This is a genomic window from Candidatus Zixiibacteriota bacterium (assembly GCA_040752815.1).
Classification (GTDB): Bacteria; Zixibacteria; MSB-5A5; order GN15; family FEB-12; genus JAGGTI01.
The window spans coordinates 71,356-81,884 of record JBFMGC010000009.1 but is presented as its reverse complement, the minus strand read 5'-3'; the positions used below and the strand labels follow the sequence as shown (position 1 = coordinate 81,884).

General features: G+C 57.9%; 9 protein-coding genes. 5 read left to right on the top strand and 4 right to left on the bottom strand.

Going from position 1 to position 10,529, the window contains the following annotated elements; translation table 11 throughout:
- The 4 genes from dxr to AB1772_04180 all read right to left on the bottom strand — a co-directional run.
- Positions 1 to 959, bottom strand: a 959-nt coding sequence (gene dxr, locus AB1772_04195; GenBank protein MEW5795542.1) for a 1-deoxy-D-xylulose-5-phosphate reductoisomerase, incomplete at its 3' end; no start/stop codon positions are given.
- 73 nt (positions 960 to 1,032) lie between these two features.
- Positions 1,033 to 1,707 (bottom strand): peptidylprolyl isomerase, encoded by a 675-nt coding sequence (locus tag AB1772_04190; GenBank protein ID MEW5795541.1) that lies wholly within the window; start codon positions 1,705 to 1,707, stop codon positions 1,033 to 1,035.
- A gap of 99 nt (positions 1,708 to 1,806) precedes the next feature.
- Positions 1,807 to 3,231 (bottom strand): hypothetical protein, encoded by a 1,425-nt coding sequence (locus AB1772_04185; protein MEW5795540.1) that lies wholly within the window; start codon positions 3,229 to 3,231, stop codon positions 1,807 to 1,809.
- A 74-nt stretch (positions 3,232 to 3,305) separates the two neighbouring features.
- Entirely contained in the window at positions 3,306 to 3,983 is a 678-nt protein-coding gene (locus AB1772_04180) for a hypothetical protein (GenBank protein MEW5795539.1), read from the bottom strand.
- A gap of 227 nt (positions 3,984 to 4,210) precedes the next feature.
- Here AB1772_04180 and AB1772_04175 point away from each other — a divergent pair, with 227 nt between their 5' ends.
- From AB1772_04175 to AB1772_04155, 5 genes are all read left to right on the top strand, one after another.
- Positions 4,211 to 5,119 (top strand): 3-hydroxyacyl-CoA dehydrogenase NAD-binding domain-containing protein, encoded by a 909-nt coding sequence (locus AB1772_04175; GenBank protein MEW5795538.1) that lies wholly within the window; start codon positions 4,211 to 4,213, stop codon positions 5,117 to 5,119.
- A complete protein-coding gene (locus tag AB1772_04170; GenBank protein ID MEW5795537.1) occupies positions 5,116 to 6,333 on the top strand; it encodes an acetate kinase in 1,218 nt (405 codons plus the stop codon). Before AB1772_04175 ends, AB1772_04170 begins: the two co-directional genes overlap by 4 nt.
- Before the next feature lie 367 nt (positions 6,334 to 6,700).
- Positions 6,701 to 7,384 (top strand): hypothetical protein, encoded by a 684-nt coding sequence (locus AB1772_04165; protein MEW5795536.1) that lies wholly within the window; start codon positions 6,701 to 6,703, stop codon positions 7,382 to 7,384.
- Positions 7,385 to 7,708: 324 nt separating this feature from the next.
- Positions 7,709 to 8,377 (top strand): hypothetical protein, encoded by a 669-nt coding sequence (locus tag AB1772_04160; GenBank protein MEW5795535.1) that lies wholly within the window; start codon positions 7,709 to 7,711, stop codon positions 8,375 to 8,377.
- A 343-nt stretch (positions 8,378 to 8,720) separates the two neighbouring features.
- Positions 8,721 to 10,331 carry a DNA methyltransferase gene (locus AB1772_04155; GenBank protein MEW5795534.1) on the top strand — a complete coding sequence of 537 codons (1,611 nt, stop codon included), beginning with the start codon at positions 8,721 to 8,723 and terminating at the stop codon, positions 10,329 to 10,331.
- Positions 10,332 to 10,529 lie beyond the last annotated feature (198 nt).

Below are 10,529 nucleotides of genomic sequence, written 5' to 3'. Positions count from 1 at the left end.
GTGCCGCCCGCCGACGCCACCGCGAAGGCCAGTTTCAGCGCCGGGAACCGCTTCTCATCCGGCGGCTCGAACTCGAGTCGCCGCGTCCTGGACCAGTCCATCCGCCCGAATTCCTGTTCCAACCGCTCCGGCCAGAATAACGCGTAAGCGATAGGCAGACTCATATCCGGCTCGGACAACTGGGCCACTACCGATGAGTCGACAAACTCGACCATCGAATGTACTATCGACTGCGGATGAATAACAACCTTGATCTGGGCCGGTTCCACCCCGAACAGAATCACCGCCTCGAGTATCTCAAGTCCCTTGTTTACCAGAGTGGCCGAATCGACCGTGATTTTTCGTCCCATTTTCCAGGTGGGATGGGCCAGCGCCTGTTCAATAGTGACATCGGCCAGCTTTTCGAGTGGCAGGCTTCGGAATGGACCGCCGGAGGCGGTCAAAATGATATGCCGGACCTCTTTTCTTGTGCCGGCTCGCAGCGCCTGCCAAATAGCGGAGTGTTCGGAATCGATGGGCAGAATTCTCGGCGGGTCATCGCGGCAAATCTGCGCGAAAAGCGGCCCACCTGCCACCAGTGACTCTTTATTGGCGAGGGCCAGTCGTTTGCCACTTGAAATCGCCTCGTACGAAGCCCGCAGTCCGGCGGCGCCGACAATGGCATTCAGCACGAGGTCTACTTCGTTCAGTCCGGCCGACTTGACCAGTTCGTCTGCGCCGGCGAGCACTGTTACCGGCTCCCCTTGAAGTCTATCACGCAACCGCGAGGCCGCTTGTGGATCGACTAGGCAGAGAATTCTCGGTCGGAACTCCCGGTACTGATCTTCGAGCAACTCGGCGTTCGAATGGGCGGCTAGTATTGTGACCTCAAAGCGCCCGGGGTGACGTCTCAGGACTTTCAGAGTAGATAAGCCGATAGAACCGGTTGAGCCGAGGATGGCCAAACTACGGGGTTTCATGACATGCCCCTGCCGGGTCCTGGCTCCGGCTGCCCTGGTTTTGGTCCGAACGACGTCCCTGTCGAAATCCCGGTCACTTGAGTGGGTTGCCCTCGGCGTCGGAGCGGTACGCTTTGATCAGCCAGACGTCTTTCGTAGGCAGTGACTTCTCGGCTCCGGGCGCTTTGCTCACCGGCTCTACCGGCACTCGGCTGATCGCCCAGAGAACATCGAACCCCTTCAGCAACTGGCCGAATACGACATACTTGCCGTCGAGATACTGCGTCTTGGCGTTGCGATCGGTGCAGATGAAAAACTGCGTCTGCGCGGTGGTGGGCTCGCCGCGGCTGGCCATCGACAGCGTGCCGAACTTGTGCGGCAGGCTGTTCAGCTCGTTGGGCAGATAGTAATCGACCGACTTCTTCCCCACATGAAACGGGCTGCCGCCCTGAATCATGAAGTCCTTGATAATGCGATGAAACCTGGTGCTGTCGTAGAAACCGTCGCCGCAGCGCGCCAGAAACGAATCGGCGTGCGCCGGAGAAACATCGCGATACAACTCCAGCGTCAACTTGCCAGAATCGGTCTCCAGGGTCACGATGGCATTGCTGGGGTTCCGGATATCGTGTCGCCAGTAAGGGAGGCTGTCCGGAAACCTTGGAGCGCCCCCCTCGCCCGGCTTGATCGGTTTCGGGGGGGTTTTGCTCCATACCGCCACCGAGAATACCAGGCTGAGGATCAGTATGCTCGTTAACAGCGTCCTTAGCATGACTCTTACTCCTTCCGTGCTCTGTTTAAGCGCTACTGCGGCGAAACTATACTTCTTGGTAACTCCTGTCAATAATGAGCCGGGCGGCGGGCTGTCGGGTTAACGCCTGAGGGTCGTCCATCGTTCCGAATAGGGTGCGCGAGTCAAACCAAGCGCAGCTTTGACCGGTGGACTGGTGGGCGCAGGCGGAGTGGGGTCCGTAAGGTGCAGCTCTATGATCGCCGAATCAGGTGGGGTTGTCGACGCATAGAACAGTGCGCCCAGCGAATCGTACTCCATCCCCCAGGCAGGCGGGTCAGTCGGATCAAAAAAGAAATTGTCCGGCTGCCCGTAGGCTGCTCGGACCGCGTGAATGCTCGATCCAATTCCGACACCCTCAGGCGTCGTGACGCCGGTGAACAGAGTAGTTAGGATCATGGACACCACTGGCTCGGTGTTTTGCACCACATTGTCGTCGTCGAGATCGAACACTACCGCCACTACTCCGAGCGTGTTCTCGTAATCAACATAGTTGAGCTTGTACCCTGGTCGTGGGTCAGGGTCAATCGAAACCGGCTGCCCGTTCAGCCCGAAGACATCAGTGTAGGCGTCGTAGAGCTTCACGTACTGCCCCTGGCCGTCAGCCCCAAACCGGATAACGCTCGCTCGAACAGTGAGAAATACGGTATCGATACCAGGCACCATCGCCCTCACTATGCCGTGACCCAACTGCCCGGTGAACTGATAGTCATTGACAATTGAGCCGTTGGCGTCGGGCCGGACCGAATCCGCAGTGAGCGTACCGTCGCCCTGGATAATATCAAAGTACAGCCACGGCTTCCGCAGGGCGGTACCGGCCTGGTCCAGAACCCTGAACCGAAACTCCGGAGTCTGGATTCCGCCCCCCATGACCCCTTTGTAATACGCCCCGAACGGCGCGTTGACCGCGTACGGTATCTCGACTCTTGCCGTCTCAAAAGCCGTGTCGTTACCAATTTGATTGTAGGCGATAGCCCGGTAATTGGTCGTAATGGATGGTTTGACAAACACTCCTCCCGAGTCGGCATCAGCCATCTTCCCCAGGCCATTGTTGATCACTATCGAGTCCGCCCTCACCACGCGCCAGAGCAGTGCGGTGGAATCACCTATCAAAACCGTATCCGATTCCAGGTCGAGCAGGGTGATGTTGGGCACCGCGCCGGACATGGTAACCGCTGCGGCCGCGGAGTCCCTCCCGTTTTTGTTGTATCCGAGCAAGCTGTAGAGTGTCGGCCGCGACGGTTTCACCCAGTGACTCCCGGTCGATGGAGGCGTCAGTTTGATACCCTCCGGCTGCAGCTTGACCGAGTCTGCACCGGTGACCGTGTACTCCAACAGCGATGAATCGGTCGGCATGATGTCGCCAGGGGTCGCCGTAAACCGCGTTATGTTGGGCGGATTGCCCGGTTTGACCGGATCGTCGCCGCAGCCCACCAACAGCAGTGGTACAAATAGCGCGAGTCGAGAGATTCCGAACCAAAAGTGCCGCTCAAGCGAAATCATCATTGGCTAAAGCCTCAAACTCGATTGTACTGCAATCATCGTGCCCGCCACCGGAACAACATTTTCGATTCCACGAGTTACGGTTTGAAGAAATACCTTATACCGCCGCCGATTTGCAGGTGGCTGACACGGTCATCGGTGGCGAGGAAGTTCCAACTGTTTATCGACGAGAGCGCCAGGAACGAACGATTGTCCGCCGCCTGCCATAGTGTCACGTCAAGGCCGAATTCAATGTCCAGCCCAAAATCAGCTTCGTACTCGGTGATATACCCAGGCGACGTAAGAGCGGCCAGGCCGAATGTAGCTGCCGGGCCAAGGTAAGGGCTCCAACCGCTCTCTTTGAGATCCAGCGGGGAATATGTCGCGCGCAGGGCGATGGCATAATGATGGTAGGTTGATCTCTCCGGGAATCGTACCGGCTCGAAACCTGGCACAACGATCGGGTTTTTCACTCGGTGCCTGGCGTATTCGAATCCGGCGCCAAGCGCCCACTTCCCCTCGAAGAGTCTACCATAGGCTAAGCCGAACGAGTATCCGTCCTCGTATATGTGGGTTCCATCGATCTCAAGGCCGTAGCCGTCGTTGGTCTCAAATTCTGATCCCGGCAGGCCATCATACTCGCCCTGAGGCATTGCGTACGCAAATCGCAGCTCCAAATATGCGAATCTAGCCGCCACCCGCTGGATCCCCCATGATTGACCCGCCACGCCAACCACCAGCGCCAGAACTGTCAAAACCGCCTTACCATGAAGCATTTTGCCTCCGGGACTTGCTTCGTTCGTTTCGGCCGGTACGGTCTCGGATTCCGGCCACTGAGTTATTATACAATCATTTACCCGGTCCGGCCACAGGTAAACGCAACCCGAATCGACCAGTTCGGTCGCCGATGATATGCCACTTGCCACCCGATAATGAATAGGTATAATATCCCGGCCCGGACTAGTACCGGGGTACGAACTATTGTTTTGACAAGGACAGATTTATGCCAGGATCGAGAATAATGATAATCGGCGCGGGCGCCATGGGACAGGGCTTGAGCGAGGCGGTCGCCGCCGCCGGCCACGACGTCACCCTGGTGGACCGCACCACCAAGCTTGTCGAAAAAGGGATGCGCGGTATTGAGGAAGCCATGGACCGCGAAATCGGTCGCTGGGGCTTGACCCAGGCCGATAAAAAGGCGATCATATCCCGAATCCACCCGACCGCCGATCTCTCCCAGGCCGAGGACGCTGAAATCGTGCTCGAAGCTATTCCCGAAGACCTCGAGATGAAACGGGGCCTGTTCGGCAAGCTCGATCGGATTTGCCCCGACGACACTCTTCTCATAACCAACACCGGAACCCTCTCGATTTCCGAGATTGCCCAGGCCACCGAACGGCCCAACAAGATCATCGGTATGCACTTCCTCAATCCGGTTACCCGCATTCCGTTGGTAGAAATTGTCAAAGGGTTGCGGACCGACGAGATCACGTTCCAAAAAGCGGTCGAATTCGCCCAGATGCTTGACAAGAAGTGGATCACGGTCAACGAGTACCCTGGCTACGTGACCACGCGAATCATCGTGCCGCTGCTGAACGAAGCGATGCACGTGCTCATGGAGGGAGTAGCCTCCGCTGACGATATCGACGAGGCCATGAAGCTCGGATTCGGGTTCAATGTCGGTCCGCTGGCGCTGGCCGATCAGATGGGCCTGGATGTGGTCATGTCCTGGATGGTGAACCTGCTTAAGGAGCTTTCGGAGCACCGCTACAACCCCTGCCCGATCCTACGCAAACTGGTCCGGGCCGGACACCTCGGCGTGAAGACCGGCAAGGGGTTCTTCGAGTATGACAAGGACGGCAACCGGATTTATGCGCCGTCGGTATCGCTCACAGGTGGAGGCACGCGATGAAAATCCTCGTGCTCAATTGCGGGTCGTCATCGGTCAAATACCAGTTCATCGACACTCAGACCGAGGTATCACTGGCCAAGGGGACAGTTTCCCGGATCGGCATGGCGGGCTCGGTTGTCACGCATAAGCCACACGATCGCAACGAAGTCAAGGTCTCCGCCGAGATTCTCGATCATATCCAAGCTGTAGAGTATGTCATCACCATGCTGATGTCGCCGAATCATGGCGTGATCGCGAGTAAGAAAGAGATCGAGGCAGTCGGCCACCGCGTAGTCCACGGCGGCGAGCAGTTTTCAGATTCGGCTCTCATTACCGACACCATGATGGCCGCGTTGCGCTCGCTGATCGAACTGGCGCCCCTGCACAATCCGCACAATATCAGGGGCATCAACGCCTGTATGACCAACCTGCCGGGTATCCCGCAGGTGGCCGTGTTTGATACGGCGTTTCATCATCGCATGCCCCCGCACGCCTATATCTACGGCATCCCGTACGTGCTCTACAGACGCTATGGTATCCGCCGCTACGGATTCCACGGGACCTCGCACCGATTTGTCAGCGACCGAGCCTCCGCCATGCTTAATCGCCCGCTCACCGAATTGAAAGTGGTGACCGCGCATCTTGGCAACGGAGCCTCAGTGGCCGCTATCGACAAAGGCGTCTCCGTGGATACGTCAATGGGCTTTACTCCGCTGGAAGGTCTGCTGATGGGCACGCGCTCCGGCGATCTCGACCCGGCGGTAATCCTGCATATCATGGCTCGCGAGGAACTCTCGCTGCACGAGGGCAACACCCTGCTGAACAAGCATTCCGGCCTGGTGGGGATATCGGGCGTCTCATCGGACGTGCGCGAGGTGATCGCGGCGGCCACAGACAGCAACCACCCCAACGCCAGGCTGGCGCTTGAGGCCTACTGCTATCGTCTCAAGAAGTACGTCGGTGCGTACGCCGCTGCGATGGGCGGACTTCATGCGCTCGTGTTTACTGCAGGTGTTGGAGAGAACTCACCGTTGGTTCGCTCGATGACCTGCGCCAATCTCGAATTCCTGGGTATCGCCCTGGACGATGACAAGAACAAGCAGGCCGTCGGCAAGGAGATGGACATCTCGACCGACAGCGCCGCCTGCCACACGCTGGTAGTGCCGACCAACGAAGAGTTGGTAATCGCCCGCGATACGGAACGAATCGTCGTGGCGGCCCGGCCGCAATCGTGAACTGCAGCGCCGACAACACGGTGAGCGGGCGACCTCTCGAGGCTATCCCAAACGGCAAAAAGAGTTGCGGCAGGTTCCCGTGCGCGGACAGCCTCTCCCGGTCTGCCCGGTCCACTGAGACAGCCGACGACTCTGTCGCCACCCCACCCGCGGGCGGCTGGGTCACCAAACCGGGACAACTCGTCACGCATCGAACCAAAGCCGCGAAGTTATAGTTGCATGGCGGCCCAGCCGATCTATATTAGTTGTGATGGGCACGTGAGGGACAATGGTCCCCGAGGGTACCGAGATGGACTGTCGGTTTCCTGCAGCGCCGCCGGGACGCAGCAGGTGTTACGTCGGCATTCTGCTGGCGACAGTATTAGTCATGGCTTCGTCCGCGTCGGCGGATGATTTTCGCCTTTTGCTGGTTCGCAGCGGGTCAGTTGATCGCGCCACCGGGCTTGTATCAGGCGAACTGATCATCGGCGCCGGCTATATCAATGGTATTGACAGCGGCATGAGCGGCGTGGCCTGGCGCAAGAACAAGTACAAAGGTCAGCTCGAGGTTGCCGACATCATGGTCGTAGAGGTTTCGCCCTACGACGCAGTCTGCCGCTATACTCTGCGCCATCCCGACTTGCCGGTGCAGTCGAAGGACAAAGCAAGCCTCACCCCGGCCACTCGTCAGGACGCCGAAATCCTCGCCAAGGGGATTGAGGCTCTTGACAACCGGCTTTGCTTTGACGCGCTGCTCTTTTTCGAGCGGATCTTCTGCCCCAACCTGGAGAACCGGTTTGTTCAGAGCCAGATCAGCCAGTGCCTGGACCATGTGCAAAAAAAGCTGGCGGGCGGCCTGAGCGACGACGAAAAGCGCCTTCTTCGCTCCCGCCTTCGCGACGACTGCGAGCTCGCCGAGGGCCACCACCGCGCCAAGAATGCCTTGGCGGCCGACATGTACCTCAAGCGCATACTGGCTGTAGACACCGCATTAGCCAGGGCAGCCGCACTGAGAGATTCGGTACCCGATCAGGATTACGTCAGCCTGTTTTCGCCAACTCGTTGTAAGTAGGCACGCGAAACCGTTCGCTCGGCAGGCCTCCGCGCCTGCCGTGACGCCAAGCGGCAGGGGTAGAACCGCGCCGATCGAATTGGAGTAGCTCGGCTCGAATCCTGTACCCACCGAACGGGTAGGAGTTTCGTCAAAACTATTGACACCGCCAATCAACCATCTATATTACCCTCAAACCCTCGCCGGTGTGTGACCGGCAATGTGAATAGTTCATATCGTACGGTGACAAAGGAGCAACGCACAGACTTCCACAGCTAACGACAGTTGAAGGCGACTTGGGTAAGCGGGCCCGGCGCCGAAACCTTTAGCTTTCGGAGGTACTGCATGCGACGTTGCTTTGTCTGTCTCGTTCTCGCCGCCCTGTCAGCAGTCTCGATCCTCGTATTCGGGTGTTCCCGCTCGTCCGACAGCGTGGGTCCACAGACGCTGGTTCCGCGGGTGACGGACAGCGACACCGACGGCACTCCGAACAACGATCCGCCGTCGGGTGACACCCTGCCCTGTGACAGTTGTCCTCCCAACGACACTATCCCGCCCGGAGACACGGTTCCGACCGATACCCTTCCCAGAGACACGCTCCCCTGTGACACCTGTTCGTGGGACACTCTTCCCTGGGATACGATCCCGCCGGATACGGTCCACTGGGACACAATCTGGCCGGATACCCTCCCCTGGGATACCATTCCCTGGTGGGATACGCTTCCGTGGTGGGATACCCTCCCGTGGGACACGTTGCCCTGGGATACCGTCCCCGGGGACACGACTCCGTGGTGGGACACGCTCCCGTGGGACACTCTCCCCTGGGACACCCTGCCGTGGGATACGCTCCCCTGGTGGGATACCCTGCCGTGGTGGGACACAATCTGGCCCGACACCTGTCGGGACACGGTCTGGCCGGACACGGTGCCCGGGGATTCTCTGCCCTGGGACACGTTGTCTAATGATTCGGTCCCGAGGCAACGGCCGGTTTTCAGACGCGGGATGTCACACTAAGGGTTGATCCCGTGGGCCGGCCGAGGCCACGAGCTTGGGGCGCTTAAACTCAACAAGGCGGTTCGGCTCGACCACACGGAATCACCCATCTTAGGCGCTGCTGGGCCAGAGAGCCGGTCCGGCGGCGCCGCTTTATATTCATCCTGCTATGGGTGGAAGGTGGTGCCCTTCTGGGTTAAATATATCGGGTGGGGCAAATCATGCAAGGGGGGAGTGCGGGTGGGGGAATCGTAGGTCGAAACCCCTGCGGTTTCGACATGGCGCCGGTTCCCCTCTTTTTGTTGCGTCGCTGTAGCCGCTGCCATATCGTTATAATGGTTTCGCACACAAGCGGAGAGCTCTGGTGGCTTTAACGAATACACTGTACTTCGGAGACAATCTCGAGATTCTCCGGCATCACATCCCGGACGAATCGGTTGATCTCGTCTATCTGGACCCGCCATTCAACTCCAATCGGGCCTACAACGTGTTTTTTCAGGACAAGACTGGTAAGCAGGCCGCCTCCCAGATCCAGGCCTTTGAAGATTCCTGGCACTGGACAGAAGATGCTCAGGCGGCATATGATGAAATGCTTGGCGGAGACTATCCGGTCGAGTTAAAGGAAATGCTCCGCGCTTTTCGTGAATTCATGGGCCCGACTGACATGATGGCGTATATAACCATGATGGCCATCCGGCTGTTCGAGTTACGCCGCGTACTGAAGTCCACTGGTTCACTCTTCCTCCATTGCGATCCCACTGCAAGCCACTACCTCAAGCTACTCTTGGATCAAGTTTTCGGCATAGAGTCGTTTAAGAACGAGATCATCTGGAAACGGTCTCAGCCTAAGGGTCATGCATACACACGTTTTCCAAGTTCCCACGACGTGATTTTCTTCTACAATAAGGGCAAGACAGCCTTCTTCGACACCCAATTCCGCCCGCACGATCCGGACTACGTCGAGAAGTTCTACAAGTTTGTCGAGGAAGGAACTGGGAGAGCTTATACACTTGGTGATTTGACCAATCCTAATAAAGACCGCCCGAACCTAACTTACGAGTTTCCTCCCAAGAGTGGCATCGTCCGTGTGTGGCGTTGGACCAAAGACAGAATGACTCGTGAGTGGAAAGCCGGTCGAGTTGTTATTCCGGAGAAGGGTGGGGTGCCGCGATATAAGCGCTATCTGGACGAAATGGAAGGTACGATCATTACGGACATCTGGGATGACATTGAACACCTTCACGGATCGCACGCCGAGACACTCGGTTTCCCGACACAAAAGCCACTCGCGCTCCTTGAAAGAATTGTAGGGGCGGCATCTGAAGAAGGTGCCACCGTTCTCGATCCCTTCTGTGGGTGCGGGACAACCATTGCAGCGGCAGAAAAGCTCCACCGCAAGTGGATCGGCATTGATATTACGTTTCTTGCCGTGGCTCTCATAAAGAAACGAATTGCGGAACATTTTCACGACTGCAAATTTCAAGTCATCGGGGAACCGAAGTCGACAGACGACGCCAAGGCTCTCTTTGAGCAGTCGCCATTCCAATTTGAGGCCTGGGCGGTTTCGTTCCTTGGCGGCCAGCCATACAAGAGCACAGGCGGCGGAGATACCGGCATTGACGGATTTCTCTATTTCCAAGACTACGAGAAGAAGTTTCACAAGATCATAATCGAGGTAAAAGGCGGCAAATATTCGCCACGAGACGTCCGTGCTTTGGCCGCCGTCCTGCAGCGGGAGAAAGCCCCGCTGGGTCTTTTGGTGGCTCTACAGCCGCCCACGTCGGGCATGAAACGGGATGCCACTACACTCGGCAAGTGGAAACTACCGGGGCACGATCGGGAATTCCCCGTTCTCCAGATAGTAACCATTGACGATCTGTTCAATGACAAGTTACCCGACCTGCCGGACACACGTGGGACTCTGAAGCGTGCCAAGCAAGTGATACGCGAAAAACACCAGGGGGATTTCTTCTGACACAATGTCGAAACCGCAGGGGTTTCGACCTGCGATGCGTCCGACGCGGCAACGAAACCCGGCAGATGAGGACATCTGCCGAGCACGTGGTTCAATCCCGACCGTGCCACTGATCGGCAGGTCTCCAGCCCTGCCGCAGGGTGATTCGGCAGGCACGGAGGCCTGCCGACCATATCCATAGAGCTTCGCCGCGTGGCA